Source organism: Ruminiclostridium herbifermentans (assembly GCF_005473905.2).
GTDB lineage: Bacteria > Bacillota > Clostridia > Acetivibrionales > DSM-1351 > Ruminiclostridium > Ruminiclostridium herbifermentans.
In genome coordinates, this window is sequence record NZ_CP061336.1 from 4,135,081 (window position 1) to 4,157,613 (window position 22,533).

Annotated in this window: 17 protein-coding genes and 3 pseudogenes; 6 read left to right on the forward strand and 14 right to left on the reverse strand. The window is 33.0% G+C overall.

The window, feature by feature from the left end; all coding sequences use genetic code 11:
- Positions 1-36: 36 nt before the first annotated feature.
- A complete protein-coding gene (locus EHE19_RS16895; RefSeq protein WP_137698983.1) occupies positions 37-504 on the reverse strand; it encodes a DUF6548 family protein in 468 nt (155 codons plus the stop codon).
- Between the two features lie 329 nt (positions 505-833).
- Between EHE19_RS16895 and EHE19_RS16900 the strand changes: the two are divergent.
- Positions 834-920, forward strand: a pseudogene (locus EHE19_RS16900) (IS6 family transposase); the annotation flags it as partial.
- Between the two features lie 178 nt (positions 921-1,098).
- Here EHE19_RS16900 and EHE19_RS16905 read toward each other — a convergent pair.
- Complete coding sequence (locus tag EHE19_RS16905) at positions 1,099-1,311, reverse strand: hypothetical protein (RefSeq protein WP_137698982.1); 213 nt, start codon at positions 1,309-1,311, stop codon at positions 1,099-1,101.
- A gap of 134 nt (positions 1,312-1,445) precedes the next feature.
- On the opposite strand from EHE19_RS16905, the gene EHE19_RS16910 reads away from it, so the two are divergent.
- Together EHE19_RS16910 and EHE19_RS16915 are read left to right on the forward strand one after the other, a co-directional pair.
- Positions 1,446-2,021 (forward strand): helix-turn-helix domain-containing protein, encoded by a 576-nt coding sequence (locus tag EHE19_RS16910; protein WP_137698981.1) that lies wholly within the window; start codon positions 1,446-1,448, stop codon positions 2,019-2,021.
- Between the two features lie 329 nt (positions 2,022-2,350).
- Positions 2,351-2,506, forward strand: a pseudogene (locus EHE19_RS16915) (IS6 family transposase); the annotation flags it as partial.
- 376 nt (positions 2,507-2,882) lie between these two features.
- On the opposite strand, the gene EHE19_RS16920 reads toward EHE19_RS16915, so the two are convergent.
- Entirely contained in the window at positions 2,883-3,860 is a 978-nt protein-coding gene (locus EHE19_RS16920) for a DUF2971 domain-containing protein (RefSeq protein ID WP_137698980.1), read from the reverse strand.
- A 432-nt stretch (positions 3,861-4,292) separates the two neighbouring features.
- On the opposite strand from EHE19_RS16920, the pseudogene EHE19_RS20185 reads away from it, so the two are divergent.
- Positions 4,293-4,514 (forward strand): annotated as a pseudogene (locus EHE19_RS20185) (DDE-type integrase/transposase/recombinase); the annotation flags it as partial.
- Between the two features lie 287 nt (positions 4,515-4,801).
- On the opposite strand, the gene EHE19_RS16930 reads toward EHE19_RS20185, so the two are convergent.
- The 11 genes from EHE19_RS16930 to EHE19_RS16980 form a co-directional block, all read right to left on the reverse strand.
- The gene (locus EHE19_RS16930) at positions 4,802-5,839 is read right to left on the reverse strand and encodes a DUF3800 domain-containing protein (protein ID WP_137698979.1); all 1,038 of its coding nucleotides are present in this window, start codon (positions 5,837-5,839) and stop codon (positions 4,802-4,804) included.
- Positions 5,840-6,199: 360 nt separating this feature from the next.
- Complete coding sequence (locus tag EHE19_RS16935; protein WP_137698978.1) at positions 6,200-8,884, reverse strand: DUF4116 domain-containing protein; 2,685 nt, start codon at positions 8,882-8,884, stop codon at positions 6,200-6,202.
- Between the two features lie 91 nt (positions 8,885-8,975).
- The gene (locus EHE19_RS16940) at positions 8,976-9,884 is read right to left on the reverse strand and encodes an LAPAL motif-containing putative phage structural protein (protein WP_137698977.1); all 909 of its coding nucleotides are present in this window, start codon (positions 9,882-9,884) and stop codon (positions 8,976-8,978) included.
- A gap of 193 nt (positions 9,885-10,077) precedes the next feature.
- Positions 10,078-11,400: an ATP-binding protein gene (locus EHE19_RS16945; protein ID WP_137698976.1), complete on the reverse strand. Its 1,323-nt coding sequence runs from the start codon at positions 11,398-11,400 to the stop codon at positions 10,078-10,080.
- 604 nt (positions 11,401-12,004) lie between these two features.
- Positions 12,005-13,219 carry a hypothetical protein gene (locus EHE19_RS16950; protein WP_137698975.1) on the reverse strand — a complete coding sequence of 405 codons (1,215 nt, stop codon included), beginning with the start codon at positions 13,217-13,219 and terminating at the stop codon, positions 12,005-12,007.
- Positions 13,220-13,505: 286 nt separating this feature from the next.
- On the reverse strand, positions 13,506-14,201 hold the full coding sequence (locus tag EHE19_RS16955) for a hypothetical protein (protein WP_137698974.1): 696 nt from the start codon (positions 14,199-14,201) through the stop codon (positions 13,506-13,508).
- 347 nt (positions 14,202-14,548) lie between these two features.
- A complete protein-coding gene (locus EHE19_RS16960) occupies positions 14,549-15,493 on the reverse strand; it encodes a recombinase family protein (protein WP_171003647.1) in 945 nt (314 codons plus the stop codon).
- Positions 15,483-17,096: a recombinase family protein gene (locus tag EHE19_RS16965; RefSeq protein ID WP_137698972.1), complete on the reverse strand. Its 1,614-nt coding sequence runs from the start codon at positions 17,094-17,096 to the stop codon at positions 15,483-15,485. Before EHE19_RS16965 ends, EHE19_RS16960 begins: the two co-directional genes overlap by 11 nt.
- 97 nt (positions 17,097-17,193) lie before the next feature.
- Positions 17,194-17,634 (reverse strand): hypothetical protein, encoded by a 441-nt coding sequence (locus EHE19_RS16970; protein ID WP_137698971.1) that lies wholly within the window; start codon positions 17,632-17,634, stop codon positions 17,194-17,196.
- 146 nt (positions 17,635-17,780) lie between these two features.
- Positions 17,781-19,190 carry a recombinase family protein gene (locus EHE19_RS16975; protein ID WP_244648269.1) on the reverse strand — a complete coding sequence of 470 codons (1,410 nt, stop codon included), beginning with the start codon at positions 19,188-19,190 and terminating at the stop codon, positions 17,781-17,783.
- Positions 19,126-20,340: a recombinase family protein gene (locus EHE19_RS16980; RefSeq protein ID WP_244648270.1), complete on the reverse strand. Its 1,215-nt coding sequence runs from the start codon at positions 20,338-20,340 to the stop codon at positions 19,126-19,128. Before EHE19_RS16980 ends, EHE19_RS16975 begins: the two co-directional genes overlap by 65 nt.
- Before the next feature lie 124 nt (positions 20,341-20,464).
- Between EHE19_RS16980 and istA the strand changes: the two genes are divergently transcribed.
- Together istA and istB are read left to right on the forward strand one after the other, a co-directional pair.
- Complete coding sequence (gene istA, locus EHE19_RS16985) at positions 20,465-21,757, forward strand: IS21 family transposase (protein WP_190530273.1); 1,293 nt, start codon at positions 20,465-20,467, stop codon at positions 21,755-21,757.
- Positions 21,750-22,502, forward strand: a complete 753-nt coding sequence (gene istB / locus EHE19_RS16990; RefSeq protein WP_190530271.1) for an IS21-like element helper ATPase IstB — start codon at positions 21,750-21,752, stop codon at positions 22,500-22,502. The genes istA and istB overlap by 8 nt, the downstream gene beginning before the upstream one ends.
- Positions 22,503-22,533 lie beyond the last annotated feature (31 nt).

Genomic DNA, 22,533 nt, shown 5'->3' on the forward strand with positions numbered 1-22,533 from the left:
AAGTGATTAATTTAAGGGAGCGTTCCTCCACTTACATCATTTGGTAAACATACAAAAAAGCACAACAATTGCAATCAGAAATCCGAAAGCAACGGCATGAGGAATTATCGACGAATTAGGGTTATCTTTATATATTGGAATTGGGGTTGAAGGCTTATTGGTCTCTTTTTCCGCTTTTGAGATTTCGGCTGGGGCATAAATGGTTTTTCGATACAACGCTAGTGGATCATCGCAACGAATAATTCGCTCATGAAAATAAATAATCCATTCTTCATCCGATTTATCACAATAATCTGATTCATTCGCATCATCTTCATGTGCAATTAAGTTTCTAATATGGCGGTATCTCTTTAGCATCTGCAAATCCGTATCAAACCCGACAATTCTCCATGCATTATAGCCACACTTTTCCATGTTTTCTATATATGTAGAAATTCCTTTGTCGCTGTGAAACAAATCTTTGCAAAGATTGTCAAGTCTTTTATACTGCTGAAAAAATGACATATCCATCCTCCCTAAAAAAATTTGTATTTACAAGATAAACTCGGCACCAAATTGAAACTTAATAAACATATTTTAAAATGATTAATCTCCTACGTTCTAATCACGTCTCAATGTGCCTTGAATTGTTTCCACTATTGTATCTTGTTCTGTTGCAAAAACTTTTGACTCTTCTACAACACCTATGTTAAAATCATATCCTATTATTGGTAATGAGTAAATGCTTTATGAAATCAAATCTATAAATATACCGCCACAGAAGTTGCTATTATAGAAGAACAATATTGTGGTAATTTATCTTGTAAAGTAAAGCATCGCATGGTCAAATACCTCTAAACAATATAATCGAACAGGATCACAGGCACATCAAACGAGTCACCAATTCTATGCTTGGTTTTAAGAATTTCAGCTCCGCCTGTTAGATTATTGCTGGAGTTGAAACCCTTCACACGATACATAAAGGGCGAGCTGGCACATCAAATATAACAGATGAGTTATATTGATTAACCAGCTTTTTGGTATTGCATAAAATAACTATGACCATTGTTTTATATTTTTGATATATAAATAGGTTAGATTTTCTATAGTTCCTGTGAGTCATTTATGTGGACATAGATTGAACTCTAATCCAAAAAACTTCCCTGATGCCGTATAGTTATTCTTATACGCACCAGCAGCAATCAACAAGACAGTTGCTGCAGGAATGATCATTTTAAGCAACCCCACTGTTTCATCCTTCGAAAAACCTATCGCCCAAGTATCTGCTATTGTCATCTCTTCCCTCTCGTGTAGCTTCTTTTCGCAATCCATAAAAAATCTCCTTATATTTATGTCTCATCTTTATTTTTCTAAAACAACACTTTATACTATGTATTATAGCAGTATTTTTAAAATTTAATAGTTGACAAATAATCAATATATGTCCCAACTAAAAGGAGATAATTATGGGTCGCAAAAAAATAGAAAAGGTACCTATTGACTGTAATATTTTAGACGAGGCGTTGAAAAAAAGAAAACTAAGCATCAACAAACTTACGGATGACAAAAAAGACTATTATATTGGCGTAACAAGAAGAACAATCAGTCGTGCTCGTCATGATGGATATATCAATCCAGAAATTCTCGACAAGATTGGTGAACAGCTAAATGTCAACCCTTATTGGCTTACAGGACAAGGCTTGAATGTTTTACCCAGTATGAAAAAGAACTCTGAGTACTGCAAAACCGAAAACCATCCCTATAAAAAAGTTGCACAAAAAATAAATCTTTCCCACCATTTTCAAGAATTGCTTATACTGCATGGCGTTTCTTATGAACAATTCAACTCACTTTCTGAGGCAACTCAGCACGGTTTCGAAATGGAAATCGATTTAGTCATCCAAATGGTTATTATTAAATATTTTTCGCCACACGCCAAACCGGATGATGTATTTTTATCCAATGAAGATTTGTATGAAATGTCTTGTGATGTATTGTCCAGTGAAACATATAAAAAATTATTCAATTTACTTGAATTATAATCCAATAGGCAAAATGCCTCTGTCATTATAAACTGATCTTATACGCATTTCCACAACGAATGGCATCGTGGAATTCAAGTCCGGATTGATTATGGATGTGGATGAATAATGTCCGAAAATGAGCAAGGCACTCTACAAAATCAAACGTAGGGTGCCTCGGTGCTATATGCCAAAAATATCTCTTCTGAGTAGTTTATAACTATTAGTTTCTTGTGTTATCAGCGGAGCCATTGTATCGCGTAAAAAAGGGTTCTGTTGCAAAATTTTTGACTCTTCTACAACACCTATGTCAAAATCATATCCTATTATTTGTAAGGAGTAAATGCTTTATAAAATCAAATCTATTTAAATGGAAACACTACGAATCGAGCATCATTATTTTGTGTGTTCGTTGGTATTTGAAATACAGTCTCTCATTTCGAGATTTAGCTGAAATAATGCAAGAAAGAGGCCTAAGTGACATCCTTACACCATCTATCGCTTGGTTCTTCAGTATTCGCCTATTCTGAGTAATTTGAAGAACAATATTTTGGTAACTTATCTTGTAAAGTAGAGCATCGCATTTCAGCTCCGCCTGTTCTATTATTGCCACCCTTCACATGATATATAAAGGACAAGCTGGCACATCAAATAAAACAGATGAAGTTATATTGATTAACCAGCTTTTTGGTATTGCATAAAATATTAGTGAAATAAAAGTCATTTTGCCTTATTACAAAAATCCACTCAGTTCCCAACGTTATTTGCAACAGAACCAGCCATAGTATATCCTTGCTTTGCCGGTATATCCAATGAATTTTGTTTTTTGAACGTAAATTCGTTGACTAAAGCTATCCAACTATGTAAACTAAATACTTAATTCTAATAGTTCGCTCGCAAACTCATCTGCTTTTTTTCGATTTTAATATCATCATAACCATAATATTCTAATAACAGTTTAATACCTCTTACCACCGTTTCATTTATATTAGTAGGAGAAATGTAAATAGCTCTTATAGGTAAATTTTTATCAAATTTAACTGTTATGCATGATCTAATAGTATCCGGTGTGGAATAGAAACCTTTATCAATATGTTCTAATTTTTCTTTTGGATTAGTATTCTTACAGAAATCAATTACAAATCGATACTCGTTCTCGTAAATAAATTCAGCTCTTTTAAAAATATGTGAAAAATTACGAATTGTATTTGAAAAATAGACATATAAGCCAGACCGTTTCTTCTGTTCATCAACACTATAGCTCTCAGCAATTTCAGGTAACGATATTTCTATCATCTTTCTTATTAGCTTTTTTTTCGATGATTCATCATATAGACATCTGAATTGCCGAATATTAACTTCACGCATTGCCTTAGGATTGTTACTTAGGTCTACTTTCTTACTAAACATATCATATAATTCTGCTTTGTCGAATTCAATGCATATTCCCGAACTATTTGAATAATAATTCCACATTGGTATAGAGTCACTTATGGTACTCATCGATAAAATATAAAATGAACGATACCAACCATCATTAAGATTTGAAATATATTCTTTTACTCGTTCGTTGTAATATTCTTGCATTTCTATAAGAATTTCATTATATTTCGTATTAGGTTCTCGCTCTTTTAACATTTCTTTTGCAGTTGATATCACCATTTTTAAACATTCAATGTACTCATATCTATCATTCATAAATGTACAATCAGTTAGTCTAATACTATTATTTTCAATAATTGAATGCAATGCACTCACGCTAGTGAAATGATATACATTATGGATCTCTTCATTATTAGTTTCTAATTGTACCTCTTGTTCTATTTGTTGAATAACTTTTTTTGACAGAGAATTTATCATAGCTTTACCTTATAGAACGAATCATAAGAAAATTCATTCTATATCTTTTCTTTCTATAATATATTTCATAAATATGATTATACACTATTCTACACCCTTAAGGGTTCTATTGCAAAAACTTTTGAATCTTCTGCAACACCTATGTTAAAACCATATCCTATTATTGGTAAGGAGTAAATGCCTTATGAAATCAAATCTATTTAGATGGAAACACTACAATCGAGCATCATTATTTTTTGTGTTCGTTGGTATTTGAAATATACAGTCTCTAATTTCGAGATTTATCTGAATAATGCAAGAACGAGGTCTAAGTATACATCCTTCCACCATCTATCGCTGGGTTCTCAATATTCGCCTATTATGAGTAAAAATATTATAAGGCACCTGAAATCTAGCAATGATTCATGGCATCTAGATTAAACTTATTTAAAAAACCGTGGTAAATATATGTATCTTTATCGTGCTGTGGACTCCTCTAGAAATACTATAGATTTTTGGTTGTCTATGAACTGTGATAAAAAATCGACCAAAAAGTTTCTAAAAAGAGCTCTTTCCTCTCCTAATAACTCCATCCCAAGATTTATCACAACTGATAAATATGCTGCCACAAAATTTGCTATTATTGAAGAACAATATTGTGGTAATATCTTGTAAAGCAGAGCATCTCATGGTCAAACACCTAGACATTATAATCGAGCAGGATCACAGGCACATCAAGCAAGTCACCAACTCTATGCTTGGTTTTAAAACTTCAACTCTGCCTGTTCAATTATTGCTGGAGTTGAAATCCTTCACATGATACATAAAGGGCAAATATAACAGATGAAGTTATATTGATTAACCAGCTTTTTGGTATTGCATAAAGTATTAGTGAAATAAAAGTCATCTCGTCTATTACAAAAATCATTCCTGTTCAAGTATTATTTGCAACAAAACCCTTTTTAGGAATTGCGACAAAAGAAAAGATCTTCATAGTAATTCTTCCATAATAACAACATATCATTATTTGGAAATAATTTTACCTGTTCATTAAAGCTACTTACGAAATTTAAATCATGCTGGATAATATCATAAATTATATTATTTCCTGTTTCACCATTTAACAATACTTTTTCTACAGCTTCCCGTGTGGTTCCAGCCCAAAAATCAGCAAGTTGCAACAATGCATCCTTTTTTGAGTCTCCAAATTCGATTTCTCTATTTTGTTGTACAGCTGCTTGTTGTAATGCTACACTTAATTCATTGATTTTGTCGTGAATTACATTTGATAAACTAATCGACTCCGTTCTAGATAATATGTTATTAAAAGAATCAATATGTGGACATACTGCAACAGCAGATTCTCCACTTTTGTAATAGTCTACCAAAGGGAAAAGGTGTCTTAGTGATAATCCCAACTCACTATAGTTATTAACTGAGTCAAGAGTATCTTCAACATACTCTTTAATATCTGTATTGTCAGCTTCATCAATTAACCTGCAACAAAGACTTTTAAGTTTATCTAAATCTTTTTTATCACTATCAAACATTTCAACAAAATCGCCAAAAAGATTATCGCTAATTTTATCATATATATAATTTGCAAAGCTTCTTCGTAATACTCCTGCATCATAAGAATAATACTGTTCTTCAGGGAAGTCATAATAAGGAATAATGCAGTAATTAACAATGTGCATTGCAATACAAAATTTTTTATTGACAACCTCAATTAGCATTTTGCATTCATTTGAGTAAATAATATTCCAAAATTCTTCTGTTAATTCATTAATGTTCTTTTTAACAGTTTCTTTTGTCGATTTGAACTCACCCTGTATTTTATAACGTGCATGTAGTTCGTTTATTTTATTTTCAATTACTTCTACTTTATTTTCGGGGATTAAAACTCCGCATAATAAAAAATAAGGTTGCTTTGAAAAATTCCAACAGAGATCATATTTTTGAGTACCAGTTCTACCGCTCTCATCTAAAATAAGTAGCAATTAATATCACCCACTTCCAAAAATTGATAATTAAATATATGATAAATAAATCATAACTCAATATGTTGTCTAATTTAATACCAAAATATGCTTAGAATATTCAGCTACAATATCAAATTTTACGTTTTACGTTTCTGATATTTGTGAGCACTTTCAAAATCGGTTCTGGTGCAAAAATAAATTCTGTGATAGCATATAGAGGAAAGAGGTTACAAAATGTCACAGAATCTATTTAAGTGGAAGCACTTGAATCAGAAATAAAAGTCAGAACGCATCTGAATCTATAGCCCCATACTTGTCTGTTGTAATTGATTTTAAGGTAGTTTTTCAAAAATGCCAGTCCGTGGAACATATCAATGTTTACTCACCGCCAATTTCTACAATGAATGAATTGTCAATCATGTCCTCAATTCTGTTTGCCTCTTTGATACGATTGACAAAATCATAATTTAGTAGTTCCTCATTCCATATTCGAACAATGCTTTTTTCAGCAACATACTGTAGGCTTTTAATTATTCTTGAAATCTTATACAGATAGCTACCTTCGTCATACATTGAACTTTCATCTCCCCATTCTTCCGACTGACTAGAGTACTCTAATGCAGGCATATTTAAGTTCTTTTCCTTTTCAAGTCTTGTATAATTACCTTGCAACAATTTACAAGATTCCTCTGATTCTAATAAAGCCTTGAAATCCTTGTAAACTCTTCTAGATGCCACATCATAAGCAAAGTAAGGTGTAACCTTTCCATCTGTTGGATTAACAAACAAGTGGCAATAAGAATATGCTTCAAAATTTCCAGGTTTATCTACATCTACTATACAACCATGAATCTTTCCAGATCCTCCAAGTCTTTTTACAAACTCTGAAATTTTTTTCTGCCCACCTGTGTATTTGTCTAGCAGTTGATGAACATTTTCTATATAGATATCAAGAGTATCATAATAATATTGTAAATCCTCTGGTCTATCTCGTGACAATTTGCGCAGTTTACCTCCATCCAAAAGATAAAGACATTTATTTTTGGACTGCTTGGAATATAAGCAATGGATAAAGAACATGTACTTTCCATTCTTCTTTATCATGTAAATCTGTCCATCTTCTTTTCCAAAAGACATCTGCACCAGCTTACCCATATTAAAATCCATATATTGACTCTTTATAATTGGATGAATGCCATCTTTAAAATATGCAAATATGTCATATTCATTATTAATATAGAAGTATTTTAGTCCTACTGTTTCTGTTTTATAACCAATTTGATTGTCTGCATAAACCACCTTATTACCGCTAATATCAAAGTAATTACGGTGGTTATGCCCGTTTACGTAAATCCAATTCGGATTATATGAGTCTCCATTCCAGTCCCACTTCTGCATATGTGTAAGAACTATAACTTTATTTTCCGGAAGCGCCTGAAGCAATTTACGGTATATATTATCAAATCTACGAGTTTCAAAAATATCTTTTTCCAGTGCCTCTTCCGCAGATGTTGATTCTTCAAAAGTCTTTCCATAACGCATATTTATAGCATTATATTTACTATTTAAAGCGCTAAATCCAATACCTCCAAGTATTGCTGCAGAACACTTCTTTGCCTGTTTCCTTAATTGTCCTATTTTAAGATCATGGATTTCATCTTCACTAAGTATAGAATGCCGATGTCGATTTTTTATCAAAAGCAAGTCATTATGGAGGAATGTGATTCCCAAGCCTTTAAAGTATTCACGATAAACCTGAATGTTATTTTCAATTTCATCCCATGGATCCCAAAGTTCATGATTTCCATGTATGACTACAATCTTTTGGGGATTCCATAATCCCACCAATTCCTCATAAAATATTTTTGCTAATTCAAAATCCGAAGCAGTATCTCCAGCAATTAGTAAGTAACTGTCATTAGGAAATGTTCCCACCGATGCCAGCATTTTTTTCGCCAAAGACTTAACATACCATTTAACTTCTTCCTTTGATGCTCTTAGTTTAAACTTATGTAAAACTCTATGGCACAGATGAATATCACTCACATAGAAAAATGGTATGTAGTTGTTATCAAATCTTCCATATCCATCCTCATCAACAGGCTTTGGATAATTGAATCCAGTCAGAAGACAGATTTCGTTTTTCTCCACTTCAGATAAGTCCGTGAACTCTATTCTTTTCTTCAGTCCTTCAAAATATATTCCATCAAACAGTCCTTGTTCTGCCAAAACGTCTTGATGAATAACTGCTCCTTCTATGTTGTATTTCTTTAGGTCGATGCCTTCGAATTTACATGTACGTAATTCAGCATCACATAGATTGCCATCTACAAAATTGTAAAATTCATCAAAGTTCTGAAACTCCGCCATTACAGTATACGAATACTCTCTTATTCTGCTATCACACAAAAAGGATGGTATTCTTTCATAAATCACCTTTATTTTTGCTATAAATAAACCAGTTTCCGAATTGTACGATTTACTAAGAAGACTTATTTTCCCTTGAGATTTCTGATAATCTAAAATCTTTTGATTCTTCTTTATTGCTACAGGCATGTACTTAGAGACAGAGAAGTCTTTCTTAATATATGCCATACAAATATCTATACCATTTTTGCATGCAGGCATATAAGTTAGCCAGTCAATATTATGTTCAACTATACTCTCAAGAAGTTCTGATGGGGTTTCTTCATTCAATATCTCGTACCTTATTTCTTGAGGAACATATGCCAAAGTATCTAGTTTATTTGTTACTGCAAGTAAACATATATCCAGCGTTAACAATTCAGAAGGAACTTTATTAAGTAAATCTGCATTAGACTGAACAGCCAGCAAACACATTTCCTTGGTAACAAACTGTTTTGGAACATATCGAAATGCATTTGCATCCTTCTCAACCGCAGTCAAACAAATTTCTGCATCAATACATTTTCTGGACGCATATTGCAATGCCTTGGGATTTTGACTGATAGCCTCTTTACACTTTTTTGGTGTTTGTTTATCTTTAGGTATCTGTTTCAATAGAAGGCCATCTTTTTTCAGTTTTTCCATAGTAATATTCATCTAATACTCACTCCAATCACGCACTTGCTCCTGTTCCTAAAATTTAATGTGAGCCGCTTTCATATTGGAGCAGAAGAGTAGTTTTTCTATTCTAGTTTTTTATATTTCCATAGACTTTAATTACCTTATATGTTGCTCTGCCAGTTGGATTTCCATAGAAGTCTTTTTTATATGAGGCTTGGACAGAAGCAGAAATATAACAGCCAGGTTTTAAAACAAAAGCATTCTCACGAAATCTGGATAGCCATTCTTCATCAAGAATTTTTGCTTTGATATTTTTATTGCCTAATAAAAATTCCCAAGCAGTATCTCCCAAAATATCGGGCTTTTTAATTATAAGCTCTGCATTAAACACGTTAATGTAAGGCTGTGCCGATTCTAATTTTCTTATTTCTCTTTTTGGTAATTCTCTAATTTTACATTCAGATAAGTTATCTTCATCTATTGTATTTCCAGTATTAAAAATCTTAACTGATAAATCTTCAACATCTTCGGAAGAACAGCTTAATGATTCATCATTTGATGATATAATAAATCCACCTTGTTGATCATGTATTTTTATATTATTAGACATGTTAGAAACATGATAATCGGCCATGTAATTATTAATTACAACCCCACTTGATTTTGGAACAATGATAGTATTTCCATAATTGTTTTCTACTTTTATTGTATTATCATCAAATTCAGAAATTCGTCTTGGCTTTTTCCCTTTTAAGTGTTTTTTCAATTCAAATACGCCAACAAGACAAGTGATTATATTTGCTGAAACACCTATTCCGCTTATTATATTTTGCAGATTAAATACTATTTCAAAACTACCTTTTTCAAAAGCAGTTACATTTAGTTTATATCCATTTCTAGATCCTTCTTCATCTGCAATGATTTCAGTCAATTTTGATATATCATATAGAATATTTGACAACAGTTCAGCTTGAATTTGATATTCACCATCTATACGAAGATTAAAAGTGTCAGTCTCATTTGCTTTATTATTCATAGATTTCACCAAGTACCTTTCTTTGACTGCCTACTGTGCGCACCAACGGGTAGATTTTTTATATAGCACAAGCTGTTCAGGCATAATAATTTTTAGTATTTACTAATAGCTTGAACTGCTCATTATCGCTAAAGCATTCCTTTACTTGAGCTGTCAGTTATTAGCCTAATAGGCATATAGAGTATATTTGGCTTTATTCATCAAACCTTCTGCTTTCAATAAACTCTTCATATTCCTTTTTGAGAATATCATCCCAATACTTAAAGTCTTTGTTAGGAAGCTTATTATCAAGTACCACCCCTTGAGCCTTTTGGATAATTCTTTCATCTAGACCAATTTTCTTAAAGTAGTTAAGAAGTTTTTCATCATTCTTTTCAACTGCTAGCTTTACTAACTCATATATATAGTGAGTTTCAGGAAAGGCCTCTTTATTCGCAATATGATCAGCCTTCACAAGTTTAAAGTCAACATCAGATGATTGCATGATCTTTTCGATAACCATATAGTCTTTATGATTAATAGCTTTCAATAACGCTTTAAAGTTAACCTTTAAGTACGAACGCATATTAATATATTTTCGTTGTATTTTATGTAATACTGGTCCCCTTGCCTTAATGAAGCAATTTTCAAGCATTGCTGTATGAGTATTTCCACTCAAATCTTTAAGAGTTAATTTTAGTGTATAGTTATCATCCGCAGTTCCATCATCATCAAGGTTCAAAATTATACAATGAGTAGAATTGAAATCAGTTAACAATGGTAGTATCTTTTCATCGTTCAGATTAAAATAGGCACATAAATCAGCACCTTGATAACTCCCTATACCCATTACCCTATTATCACATATGAGGTTACCCTGTGAATCGAGTATTTCTAGTATTCCCCAATCAATTGTTACAGGTCTCTCAGTAAAATTTCTTACCAGAACATGAATTTGACCGAGTGTAAGCTCATTATCTATTTTAGACTGGTTTTCGATTTGTATAGGTGCCACAAATAAAAGACCCCCGTAAAAGGAAACTTCAAATTTACCACCGGAGTATATTTTATCAAGGTCACTCCTGTTCATCGTAGTATTATAGCTGCCTCTTCTAATAAGTAGTAACCCTTTATCTATTTTTTTACCTTTTTTCTGATATTCTTCCTTAAATATATAGGGTCTGTCTTTATTTGAAGCCGGTATCTTAATAAATCCGAATATTAACTCCTGGTATTCGATACTACCAATTTCAATAGCTATTTCAGGTTCTACCTTTTCTGATAACAGTTTCTGATAACTGGCAGAGTCTAGTAAAGCATTTGGGTTTATACCTATCTTCTTTTTTGTCTTATCCTCGACCCCAAAGATAATATATCTGTCTCTTGTGCAATCGGCATTGGCAAAGGCTACTACATCTTTCAAGAAATCAATCAAACTATCACCGGCATAAGGCTCTCGTTTAAAGTCTAGATAATCTCCTTCTTCATAATTTTCAATCAGATCAACTATAACAGTTCTTTCATCACATAAATTCATTTTTACACCTATGGTAGTCGTTTTATATCTTGCTCCTGGCAACTTATATATGTAAAATTCTACAAATGTTTCTATAATCCTTCATATGGATGTAGGTATTTTTTCAGGACATCAGTACTCTCTGGTTCTCTGGTTCACTTCGAAAACTATTACACCTTTATTTAGTCATGCGATGTATGTCAGCTATACTTCGCAGGTAAGTCCTCCTAATTATGTGCTAGCCTAATTGGAATATGAAATATGGGAACTGAATACTGTTAGATATGTGTTATTATCTATAAATAAGTACTTAAAAATCATGCCTTCTAGGGCACTCATTGCCGGTGCTGTTACGGTCGGTCTCCTTCTGCAATAGATACATACATTGGTGTCTTTTTCAGGAACTTGGTCAGTTCGGCTTTTTTAACCATGTTTCCGTTTTCATCATTTCAACAAACATTCTATAACTAAGTCAATATTTTAAACCAACGAACACACAACAATATTATTTATGGTTCAAGGTGCTTCCACCTAATAGATTCCGTTACATTTAGCAGCCTATTTTTCATAATTATACTGTATCTATCACAGAAATTATTTTTGCATAAGGATGCTTTTTGGGGATTTAATAATCATAATAATCGTAACAATCACTATAATATGAACGCATTTCTGATTCAAAGTCAGAAATTACATCTAACATTGAATCACAGCCTTCTAAAAAATTAATTACAGCGCTCATATATTCGTATACATTTTTTACATCAAATTCTCTGTCGTTGCAACGATATTCTAAGCTATATGTAGTGGGGTATCTAAAACAATCTCCATTTTTGTCAAGGGCATCCAATTCTAAAATCTGATCCTCAACAATATCTATAATCTTCAAATCCGCATCACTTTCGGAAGCATAATGTTGTATCATTGGGCGCACATTTTTCCATAAATCCTTTTTGAGTAAATGGCTTCTTCGTTTTGATAAAAAAACATGCCTGGTGACACCATTATCTACACTAGCATAAAAAAGTCTCTTTAAACATAATTCTATTGCGTTCCTAAGCAGAAAAATTAGTGGATAGAGCCTTTCTCCCAAGTGATTTTTTTCACAATTGGAAAAAATAAAGTCTGCTGCTTGAATATAGCCCGTAATTTTAGTATGAAATCCATGATCTGAAACTGGTTCACACAAATAGCAATTACCAATACCATGACTTGCTAAAATTAAAAATTCAGGCGACCATTCGGCTTCAAACTGGAAATCATGATCATATGTCCCACAATTAATACATTTTTTAATTAAGTGATAAGCTTGCTCCATGTTATTTGCCACTGATATGTTATTTAGAAATTTGTCTCTATATTGTGCTAAAAACGCATCTTCAAAAGGAAATCTAAACATGTCGGACTTTTCATCAACCTCTTCAATTGATGCCAAGTAATGTATCAACCATTGCTTTTCATCAGATGAAATATAGTTCTCGCCTTTCTCGCTATAACGCAAAAAAAGCTTCCATAAATCATGACAACAATCTTTGAAATTTTTCTGAATTTCATTCTTCCTATTGCATACTCTACAAATCAATGCTTTTAGCCCAAGTTCCATGCTTTGCCGCAATAGAAATATGCCACAAAAAAACCACATATCTGATTTTACGTTGTTATGGCCGCTTTCAATTACATTTTCAAATATCAAATGTCCACACTGAGCATATTCCTGTGCTAGCCTTTTGTAATCTTCAAATGGAATCTTACTCCATTTAACTTCTATAACATAATCATGATATTTAATATCCCATAAACTTTGGTAATCATCTGGCCAGATTTGCATAACAGAAGCCATTTTATATTTTCACCTACTTGTCCTTATGACTTATTCAACATCCCATCTCTTCGCGTGCATCTACTAATCTATTCTTCTGTATAATTAACATCCCTATCTTCAACTTCAAATAGTCTATGAAAATCATCCTCTACTCCGACATAGACTGATTGATTCATACTTAACTCACTAAGTTAAATATTAATTTGGAATTTGCACATCAAATTTCATTATTAGCCTAAAAATAGCACAATATTAATAATACTCAGTCTATCCATAGAAAGTATATTTTTTATTGTATTCGACCTTAATATAAGGCGCTATTGATGTATTCTATTTTATCAATTATTTCTTTATAATCTTTTGTAGTTGCCTCTAGTTGACCATGCACAACATTATCTCTAAAATCCATAACTTCATTAAAAACAGGTACTAATCTGGAATCAATGCTTGCTAGAAAATCTCGTTTCCAGTAGTAAGCGTACTTCTCACCTTTAGGTGGCAACCTTGACCTTAATTTTTTCTCAAATCCAGTCCATATTTCCATGAATTTGCCAATATTGGTCGTATATGCGAATTTAAAATCATTTAGTATATTTACGTTAAATATGCTATCAAATAATCCTCGAGCTATTTCAAAATAAGCCTCGACTTTTGACACTTCAATTGTCATACCATTACCAGCATGGTACAATTGATTTCTTAGCCTATGATACCATTCAATATCATCTATATTAATATCAGATACTTTTTTTGCATCATACTTTTCAAGTAAATCTAAGTATGTTGGAAATGAGTTCTCTGCTTCTTGTAATTCTTTTCTGCTAGGCCCCTCCGTTTTCCTTATCCTTTTAGGAAGAGATAAATAAGTTTTAATAGTTAACTCAACAGCATTATCTATCGAGATTAATGCTATTCGTCTGTCGAAGTCGCCATTATTATTTAAATGTTCTGCCGCATGCATAAGTAATTCCTTAGGCCCATCTATCCAAGGTTTATCCATAGTCTACCCTTTCCAAATATTGCATTTAAACTTAAGTTATCACATAATACCAAAATCAAATATCTTTAATACCTTTATATAATAACCTCTTACCGCATTCCCATTATTATTACTTATAAGAAATTATTCTACATATATATTTATTTTCCTGCAAATGGTAACATAGTTATAACTTTTCCTTTTTGATTTTTCTTAGAATTTCTATTTTTCAATTAATATAATCATTAATGCAGAATAAAATCACAAAAAAATACCGGTCAGGGCAAAAACAATACCCCAACCGGTTAATCTTCTGTATATTAAATCTATCAAATTCTAAATTCAACATCTCTACTATAAAGCAAACATCATTTCATATCCTTTTCAATCTCTATCCCATTTATAAAATGAAACACTATTCTGTCTTTACTCAAAAACGTTACGTGGTCTATTACTTTTCTGAATATTTCACCATCAAATTCCTGCGGCTTCTTTTTTAGTTTCATCAGCTCATTTTTTAATTTTGTGTTCTTATGTTCAAAGTCATCAATACCTGCAATTTTCCATACTTCCTCAGTTCTTTGCTTTAGAAGCTTTCGGATATTTTCTTCAATTATCATTGAATCGGATTGGTCTTTGGGTAAGCTCTCGAGCTGATTAATCAATTTCTGAATTTTTGTATCTAATTGCGAGATAGTTTGATTTGTTGCTAATTTGAAAGGATTCTCTAGATTTCCCACGTACTTATCGAAATGTTTTTTTACTTCCCACAGCGCTTCTACAAACTTGGTTTCCGCAGTTAATTCATCCATTTTGCCACTACTGCAATTAACTCTACCGTTTTCAACATATCTGTGGCATACCCATACATATCTCTTCGGTGTACATTTCATGTTTCTCCCTGCTCTTATGAATGTACTCCCGCATAATCCGCATATGATTTTTCCACTGAAGGGATACTGTGCATTGCTCTTATTGTTATATTTATTTAAAGCATTATAATACCTTTTTCGTTCATTACAAATTTGACCCACTTTCTCAAACATTTCTTTTGATACTATAGCGGGAAAGTTCTCATCTCCAATATATTTCTTATTCTCTAAAATAGAGCCAACTGTGCCTTTCGGCCAATTAACCTTATTCAGTGGTGACCTGATACCTTCTTTTTTCAAGATTTCAGCAATGCTATTTTGAGATACTCCTTCCATAGCCATTTCAAATATTTTCTTAACATAGGCTCCCTTTTCGGCATCAATTTCCGGCAGTCCGTCATCTCCCTTTGTATATCCGAATGGAAATCTCCTACACAGCATTATCATCACCTCCAATGTATTCATCAAGCTCCATTCCATTTTTCAAGCAAAAGCGTATGCAGTTGTTTGGCTTTGCTATAATTTTATCAACCAGCATACTAAAACAATCTTCATCAAACTCATCCAGCAAGCCTTGCTGCTTTTTATTAAATGCTATAAATTTCTCCGTTTCTGATAATGAAATATCTTTTTCAATAAGCGATACTGCTAAAGCCTGTTTTTTTGTCTCTAATTCTTTCATTTCTGCATTGAACGAGTTTATCTTTTGGCTTAAAAGAACAGGCTTTAAATACTCTGCTTCCGGTGGACAGTAATACCTATGTTTCTCTCTTATCAGCTCATTTATTTGATTATTTATTTTTTGAATTTCTGCCTGATCCACCCTAAGCAGTACAAGTGATTTTAAATGCATCATATATGGTGTAAGTAGTGTTTTCCAATTTGAATACAGCTTGTTATAAAGCTTTACAAAAGCTTCGTATACTCTTTTTTCTCTAACAGCACTTGCATAGCATTGTCCTGTTTGTTCATATATATTGGATTGGCATTTATATGCTACACCACGATACTTTTTGTTTGAATTCAATATCGACCTTTTAAAGGTTTTACCACAATTTCCGCAGATTATCTTTCCGCTTAAAGGATATCGATTGCCCATCCTTTTGATTACATTTTCATCTACACCTTTTTCTTTCTTCCTTTTTTCATTTAACTCTTGAACCCGTTTGAAGTCTTCTCTTGATATTATAGGTTCATGATCATTCTTTATATAGTACTGTGGCAGTTCACCTTTATTTCTTTTTCTAGAGAAAGTAATGCTATCTGCAGTAATAGTCTTTTGCAGCAGAACATCACCCATGTATTTTTCATTTTTCAGCATTCTGCTAATACCAGACCCGCACCACTTTATTCCTGTAACAGTTTTTATATTGTCTTTATTTAACCCTTTTGCGATATTGTTAGTTCCTTTACCTCCAAGATATTCTGAAAATATTCTTTTAACTATTTCAGCTTCTGCTTTATTAATGACAAGGCCTTTATCCTTATCAAAATCATATCCAATAAACTTTCGGCATGATATTTGGTATTTACCCTGCTTGTACCTTTTCTGATTGGCCCAGCGGATATTAGCTGATAATTCGGAGGATTCAGATTGCGCCAATGAACTTAAAATTGATAGAATTAATTCACTCTCTTGTGACATACTATTAATATTTTCTTTTTCAAAATATACACAAACACCTAATGTCTTTAATTTTCTCACAGTTTCCAAGCAGTCAGCAGTATTTCTGGCAAAACGAGAAATGGACTTGGTTATAACCATATCTACCAACCTGTTTTCACAGTCAGAAATAAGTCTCATAAATTCAGGTCTTTTTTCTTTTTTTGTTCCGGTAATCCCATAATCCGCATATATGCCTATAAACTCCCACTCTGGGTTGTTGTTAATAAATTTGGTATAATAGCTGACCTGCGATTCAAATGAATTTTGTTGTTCCATGTGCATTGAGCTTACCCTACAATATGCACAAACACGTATTTTTCCCAAAGCCTCCTGATTTTGTTCACTAAGATTGGGTTCAATAACGGTAATCTTTTTCACTACGATCCCCCCTAATTTTTGGTAGTGACATGTTACCGTACTAATTTTGTTAATTCAAGTATGATATTTAATGATGCTTTGGTAATTAAATATTCTCTCATTTTTTAAGGCGCTTTTTAACCCAGTTATCAAACGAATTAACAGTTATTTCTTTGCTCACATTATAATAAGAATCTATAGTCCTTGTTTCATTATAAATATGTACACTATTGCCAGTTCCAATTACTGACAAAACAATTTTATCTCCTGAAAAAAAATCACTAGCATAAATATATCCAACTCCAAGCCTTTGTTTAAATTCTTTTCTATAGGTTCTATTATTAAACAAATTAATGAGTTCCATAATCTTCTCTTTGTTTTCCGTTTCAACTCTTGCACCAGTAACAGGACTTTTTACTAAAACCTTCGTGATATTATACTCTTCAGTCCCCAATAGTTTTTCAAAAGTCGTCCTTGGATACTGAACCTCAAAATATGTAATAATAATACCTATAATCAAAACTATTGGTATTATAACCCATAATAATTTTTTCTTCACAGTAATATACCTCCAAATTGTATAAGCCAAATCTTTACAAATATTTATCTTTTAGATAATACCATAATATTTTAAATTTAACAACATTGGTATGTAATTAACAGTGTTAATAAAAGAAGGAAAGAACGATATCTACACACTATTTTTTAAACGATTCCATATCGTACCTCCGTCCCATCCAATAACCCCATACTCACTCCATCCTCATAAATAATAACCTTCTCCACTAGTTTAAAATACAATCCAGCATCAAACCGTTCTGAAGTCTGAGCTTCTTTAAAAATCTCAATAAATCTTGTAGCCGTAACTCTCTCCAAAATGTCCTTGCTGTAAATCTGCTTTTGCCATTTTGTCATATAGTAATCTATATTTTTGACAATGTCATTAAATGCATAAACAAATGCCTCATATAAGATCCCATCATCAATATGCCTGTTCCCGCACCCTATTTTCCCTTTAACCTTGTATTTATTGTTACACTGCCAGATAGTTCTTTTTAATCTTTCATCATTTGAATTCCACACCTTCCTGCCAAATGTACTGTCGCAGTAGCCACATATAACTTTTCCTGCAAACGGGTTGTTGTTATTAGTATAGTCATACTTTTGAAGTCCATGCTTTTTTGCAAATATCTTCCGCCGTTTCATTTCAAATTGAACTGCCTCCCATGTATCCTTATCAACAATTGCAGGATGGCTTTCTTCCACATAATATTGCGGAACTGCTCCGTTATTCTCAACTCTTTTCTTGGTGAGAAAATCAGTTGTATACGTTTTTTGAAGTAGTGCTTCGCCTTTATACTTCTCGTTACTCAGCATTTTCCTGATACTGCCCTCATACCATTTTGCTTTCCCATTCCAGTTCAGTGCTCCATCCTTTTCAAGCTCCTGCGCTATCCCGTTCGGGCCTTTTCCGCCAAGGTAATCGGTAAATATTTTTCTAACTACTTTTGCTTGTTTTTCGTTTATTACAAGGTTTCCATTTTCGTCTTTGTCATACCCCATAAATTTGGTATGATTGACTATGACCTTACCCTGCTCAAACCGCCTTCTGATGCCCCATGTGCTGTTTTTACTTATAGAAAAACTTTCCTCCTGTGCAAGGCTGGAAAGTATGCTTAACAGCACCTCACCCTTTGAATCTAAAGTACGTATGTTCTCCTTCTCAAATATTACCTCTATTCCAAGTTCCTTCAGCATTCTAACATAGTTCAAGCAATCTAAAGTGTTGCGTGCGAATCTTGATATAGATTTGGTTATTATCACATCAATTTTTCCCGCTTTGCAGTCGTTAATCATTCTGTTAAACTGCTCACGCTTTTTTGTGCTAGTCCCTGTGATACCCTCGTCGGCATAAATCCCCGCGAATTTATAGTCAGGGTGGTTACATATATATGTAGTATAATATTGTACCTGCGCCTCATAGCTTGATAGCTGTTCTAATTGGTCTGTTGATACACGGCAGTAAGCCGCCATTCTCTTCTTCCGTGGTTCAGCATTCTGTGCCATATCCGTTCTGTTTGCCCTTGCTGGTATAACTGTAATGCTTCTTGCCATTTTGTATTTCCTCCTTCACAACCGTTGATTCAGTTATATTTAGCCTACTGATAATCTCATCATCAATCACTGTTCCTTCGCAGGCATCTTTACCATTTTTAACATAGCTGCTGCATTGCCAAACTATCTTTTTGCAGGAATATTTACTGTTCCATGTTCTACGTCTCAATGGAGAACCGCACTTGCTGCAGAAAAGCATCCCTGACAGTGGATAGCGGTTAAGACATTTTATTGAGCCTTTGGTGTTTCCTTTTAACTCGGCACGTTTCTGCATCTCAAGCTGTACCTTATCCCATGCCTCCTTTGTAACTATTGGTGAATGGTTATCTTCTATGTAATAGCTGTCAACCTGACCTCTGTTTATCTTCCTTAGTTTAGTTAGGTAGCTTGGAGTATAGGTTTTTTGAAGCATTACATCCCCTTTATACTTTTCATTTCTAAGAATAGTCCTAACCGTTGCTTCATTCCATTTTGAGCCAGTAACTGTTGGAATCCCTTCTGAATTAAGCATTTTTACTATTTTAAATATTCCGTTACCTTTTAAGTACTCTTTATATATTCTTTTTACAATCTCAGCCTCTTTAGAATTTATTATTAAATCTCCATATTCGTCCTTATCGTATCCAAGAAACCTATTAGCGTTTATAACTAGTTCACCTTTTTCGAACTTTTTGTGATACCGCCACTTTATGTTCTCACTGACACTTCTGCTTTCTTCCTCTGCAAATGAAGAGAGGACAGTAAGCATCAGCTCACTGTCCCCGGATAATGTTGATATATTTTCTTTTTCAAATCTTACCTCAATACCTATATCTTTTAATTCTCTTACATATTTCAGTATTACCGCACTATTTCTTGCAAACCTTGATATTGATTTTGTTATGATTAAGTCTATTTTCCCTTCTCTACATAACTTTAGCATTCGTTGAAACTCGGGTCTATCATCTTTTGTTCCGGTTATTCCTCTGTCTGCAAATATTCCTGCAAATTCATATTCGGGATTTGACGAGATTATCTTTTCATAGTAGGTTACTTGATTTTCCAATGATTCACCCTGCTTGTAACCATCGGTGGATACCCTTGCATAAGCACAAACTCGTTTTTTTCTTTTTTCAGCCTTGACTGTCGGCTGTATTATACTTACACGCATTGTTTTTGCCCCTTTTAATATATGTATAATGAAAATGTATAAAGTTATAATTAATAATGTACAAATAATATTAAATAAAAATGTACAAATGGTATGATTACAGGGTACAAAAGGAGGTACCCTAATGATTATCAAAAGTAGTATCATAACAGATTTAAATATTCAAACTGTCAAGGATCTTTATAAGTTAAAACCATTTATGGAGGATACAACATTGAAAGTTAATAAAAGCCAGATCGCAAGGGAACTTGATGTCGATAGGCGTACAGTTGATAAATACATTAATGGCTTTCATAAGGCCAAATCCAGAGAATGCGTGAATTGTATCACTGCTTACTATGACATTATTGCAGAGCTTCTATCTGATAACAGCCAGCAGATATTTTATTACAGAAGAGTTTTATGGCAATACCTAGTAGACAATCATTCTTATGAAGGGTCTTATGTGAATTTCTGCTACTATCTAAGAAAATATCCTGAACTAGACTCATATTTCAAAAAAAGCAGACCTTCAAACGCAAATAACGTAACCATACGTTATGAAACAGGAATGGGTCAACAAGCACAACTAGACTGGAAAGAGTCTATACGATTTACTCTTTCAACAGGTGAAATAATAGAAGTAAACATATTTGTATTATTGCTGTCATACTCACGTTTTAGAGTATACAGGGTATCTCTATCAAAAACACAGGACATATTATTTTCATTCCTTGATGATGCGTTTAACACGTTTGGAGGTGTTCCAAGTGAGATTGTCACCGATAATATGAAAACAGTTATGGATGAGCCAAGAACAGAGTATACAGAAGGGAAAATAAATATAAAATTTAAGCAGTTTGCGGATGATTATGGTTTTAAGGTGCACCCTTGTATTGCAGGAAGACCAAGAACAAAAGCCAAAGTAGAAGCACCAATGAAACTACTTGATGAGATAAGAGCCTACAATGGAAAACTTGATTACAAGGAACTTAATGAGTTGGTCACACGAATAAATAACAGAGTAAACATGCAGGTAAATCAAGGTACAGGTCGTATTCCATTAATGTATTTCAACAAGGAAAAAGCTTTCTTAGGAAGCTTACCAGCCGATACCATAAGAAAGCCTTATCAAATAACTCCACATAAAGTAAAAGTAAATTCATCCAGCATGTTCAACCATAATGAATGCCAGTATTCTGTACCACCAGAATACATTGGAAAAACTCTTACTTTACAAGTGTATGATGGTTACATACATGTTTATTATAACATGGAATTAATAACTATCCATACCCTTAGTAAAAAGAAACTAAATTATTTTACAGAACACTATACTGCTATAGCAAGAAAATCGCATGCATTTAAGGAAGAAAATATAAATGAGCGGGCAAAAGAAAACTTACAGGTTATAGGAGAAGTATATAGTTATGAATAACAGTACATACAACCAGCTATGCCGGAACATGGAAATTCTTGGTCTTGGGCAAATGGTAATTCATCTTGATGAAATATCTAATTTTGTGACATCCAACAATCTTTCGTTTACAGAAGGACTACTGAGACTTAGTAATTACGAAGTTGATTTTAAGGAGGCCAAAGCATCTAGATCTATGATTAAAGCAGCAGCATTTCCTTTTGTAAAGGAATTGAAAGATTATGATTTCAATTTTCAGCCGTCAGTAAATCAGCAAGAAATACAAGAACTTTGCACGCTTGGTTTTCTTGAAAGAAATGAGAATATAGTATTTCTTGGTCCAAGTGGTGTTGGAAAGACTCATCTGGCAACATCAATAGGAATAGCTGCAGCAAAGAAACGTACTAGCACATATTTTATCAAATGTCATGATTTATTGCAGCAACTAAAGAAAGCAAAACTGGAAAACAGACTTGATGTAAGACTCAGACACTTCTGCCATTACAGACTACTTATCATTGATGAACTTGGCTACTTACCCATTGATAAAGAAGATTCTAATATGTTTTTTCAGCTTATAGATATGAGATATGAGAGAAAAAGTACCATTCTTACAACAAACATGAATTTCAACGAATGGGATGGTGTATTCTATGACGCAGTTGTAGCCAATGCAATACTTGACAGGGTATTGCACCATGCACATGTAATATCTATATCTGGAAAGTCATACAGATTAAAGGATCATATGAAGCAAGGAGAATAGTTGTACATAATTATTTAATACTTTTTATACA

Bases quoted from the DNA above. Each gene is read 5' to 3' on its own strand.
- EHE19_RS16905 (WP_137698982.1), bottom strand. From the start codon at position 1,311: ATGGATTGCGAAAAGAAGCTACACGAGAGGGAAGAGATGACAATAGCA.
- EHE19_RS16980 (WP_244648270.1), bottom strand. From the start codon at position 20,340: ATGCGTGTAAGTATAATACAGCCGACAGTCAAGGCTGAAAAAAGAAAA.
- EHE19_RS16975 (WP_244648269.1), bottom strand. From the start codon at position 19,190: ATGGCAAGAAGCATTACAGTTATACCAGCAAGGGCAAACAGAACGGAT.
- istB (WP_190530271.1), top strand. From the start codon at position 21,750: ATGAATAACAGTACATACAACCAGCTATGCCGGAACATGGAAATTCTT.
- EHE19_RS16940 (WP_137698977.1), bottom strand. From the start codon at position 9,884: ATGAATAATAAAGCAAATGAGACTGACACTTTTAATCTTCGTATAGAT.
- EHE19_RS16945 (WP_137698976.1), bottom strand. From the start codon at position 11,400: ATGAATTTATGTGATGAAAGAACTGTTATAGTTGATCTGATTGAAAAT.
- EHE19_RS16935 (WP_137698978.1), bottom strand. From the start codon at position 8,884: ATGAATATTACTATGGAAAAACTGAAAAAAGATGGCCTTCTATTGAAA.
- EHE19_RS16960 (WP_171003647.1), bottom strand. From the start codon at position 15,493: ATGCTGTGTAGGAGATTTCCATTCGGATATACAAAGGGAGATGACGGA.
- istA (WP_190530273.1), top strand. From the start codon at position 20,465: ATGATTATCAAAAGTAGTATCATAACAGATTTAAATATTCAAACTGTC.
- EHE19_RS16950 (WP_137698975.1), bottom strand. From the start codon at position 13,219: ATGGCTTCTGTTATGCAAATCTGGCCAGATGATTACCAAAGTTTATGG.
- EHE19_RS16910 (WP_137698981.1), top strand. From the start codon at position 1,446: ATGGGTCGCAAAAAAATAGAAAAGGTACCTATTGACTGTAATATTTTA.
- EHE19_RS16895 (WP_137698983.1), bottom strand. From the start codon at position 504: ATGTCATTTTTTCAGCAGTATAAAAGACTTGACAATCTTTGCAAAGAT.
- EHE19_RS16920 (WP_137698980.1), bottom strand. From the start codon at position 3,860: ATGATAAATTCTCTGTCAAAAAAAGTTATTCAACAAATAGAACAAGAG.
- EHE19_RS16955 (WP_137698974.1), bottom strand. From the start codon at position 14,201: ATGGATAAACCTTGGATAGATGGGCCTAAGGAATTACTTATGCATGCG.